This window comes from Salinimicrobium oceani, from assembly GCF_012037645.1.
Genome location: NZ_JAAVJR010000020.1, coordinates 1 through 1,637 on the forward strand (window position 1 = coordinate 1; position 1,637 = coordinate 1,637).

Here is a 1,637-nt window from a genome sequence, read left to right on the forward strand (position 1 = left end):
CACCGGTGAAATTAAATTTTCAACTGATTTTTGAGATCCTGTTGATGTTGCTCTTCGCCTTCGGAATATTCTCTGCCTTTAAAATTGATAGTTACAGCCTCCTGCCGTTCCACTTGATGATGTTCTTCGGGTTTTCTTATGTCGTTTTGACTTCTTTTAATATTGAGATTGGGAGACTTAACAGGTTTCCAAAACCTCGTATGTTTGGCCTATGATTTATTAAGGCTAAATTACATTTTTAATCACAAAGGGCCGGAGAGGAGTAAGATAAAAACCTAGACAACTTTTGTATGTCCACTCACAGATAATCATCCTCTTCGGTAATTCCCTTTAAAGTCTCTACAGTATCTAAAGACCATTCCATCGGATTGGATCTCGCATCAATTACGAGGATAGACAGCAGGGGATCCTTTTTAATTTTGAGGTTTATGAATGATTATTTACAATCTGTTGGAATTGACATTGCTAAAGAGAAATTTGATGTTTGTTTCAAGGAAAGAAAAAATGGAAGAAGTGTCATTAAAGGCACCAGGACCTTTAAAAATGATTCTAAAGGTTTTACAGACTTTAATCTTTGGTGCTCTAAACGAAGAAAGGAGACTTCTCATCTGGTCTTTGTGATGGAGGCTACAGGAGTTTATTATGAAGAACTTGCTTACTTTCTTCACTCTCAAAATGAAGCTGTATATGTGGAACTACCACAGAAGGTAAAATACTTTGCGAAGAGTCTTAACATCAAAACTAAAACAGATAAAGTAGATGCTAAACTTATTGCTGATATAGGTTTAGAAAGATCCTCTTCTCTTAAGTCCTGGAATCCACCCAGTGAACAGTTTAAAGCTATTCGTGATCTCTGTAGAGAAATCTCTCAGCTGAAGAAGAATAAATCTGCAGCTTCCTCTCGTCTTCATGCATGGAATACAGCCCATAACACAATACCTGAAGTTATAAAAGCAGCTGAAGAACATTTAGAGATCTTGGACGAACTAATTGAGAAAATGGAGGAGCTATTACTGGAAAGAGTGAAACAGGACAAGCAGCTTTACGACAAGATAGAAAGGATTGCTCAGATAAAAGGATTAGGGATCATAAGCGTAACAAAAGTTATTGCAGAGACAAATGGATTTTTGCTTTTCAACAGCATTAGACAATTAGTGAGCTACGCCGGACTGGATGTGATCCAGGATGAATCAGGTCAGTACAAAGGAAAATCACGCTTATCGAAAAAAGGGAATGCACATTTACGGGCTGCTCTCTATATGCCAGCCGTCACTGCTGCCACACATAACGAGAACCTAAATAAGTTCTATTCCCGGCTAAATGAAAAGTTCAACTATAAAAAGCAAAGCTTAGTAGCGGTAATGAGAAAGCTTCTTGTTCTAATCTACACGTTATGGAAAAGTGGGGAGGATTATAACCAAAATTACCAGTGGACAGGAATAAAGACGGGAGGTCTCCCTCCCGCCACTAGATAGTCACTAAAAGTGACTTCTTTAAGAAATCAAATTTACTAAATTTAAATTAGGATTTAAACACAGTATCTGTGAGGTCTTGTGAGCTATGAAGAAATTTCTGCTCCTCCATAAGATCCCGCTTCTTTTTTTCCTTAGCTGTTGTGCCTTTTACCTTGCCTTTGC

At 37.8% G+C, this 1,637-nt stretch carries 1 protein-coding gene and 1 pseudogene; both read left to right on the forward strand.

Annotation, left to right across the window (positions count from 1 at the left end):
* Positions 1-215, forward strand: a pseudogene (locus tag HC175_RS23880) (hypothetical protein); the annotation flags it as partial.
* Positions 216-428: 213 nt separating this feature from the next.
* Complete coding sequence (locus HC175_RS15045) at positions 429-1,475, forward strand: IS110 family RNA-guided transposase (RefSeq protein WP_168139312.1); 1,047 nt, start codon at positions 429-431, stop codon at positions 1,473-1,475.
* Positions 1,476-1,637: the final 162 nt, after the last annotated feature.

Excerpts from the sequence above, each read along its gene's own strand:
- HC175_RS15045 (WP_168139312.1), top strand. The coding sequence starts at position 429 with ATGAATGATTATTTACAATCTGTTGGAATTGACATTGCTAAAGAGAAA.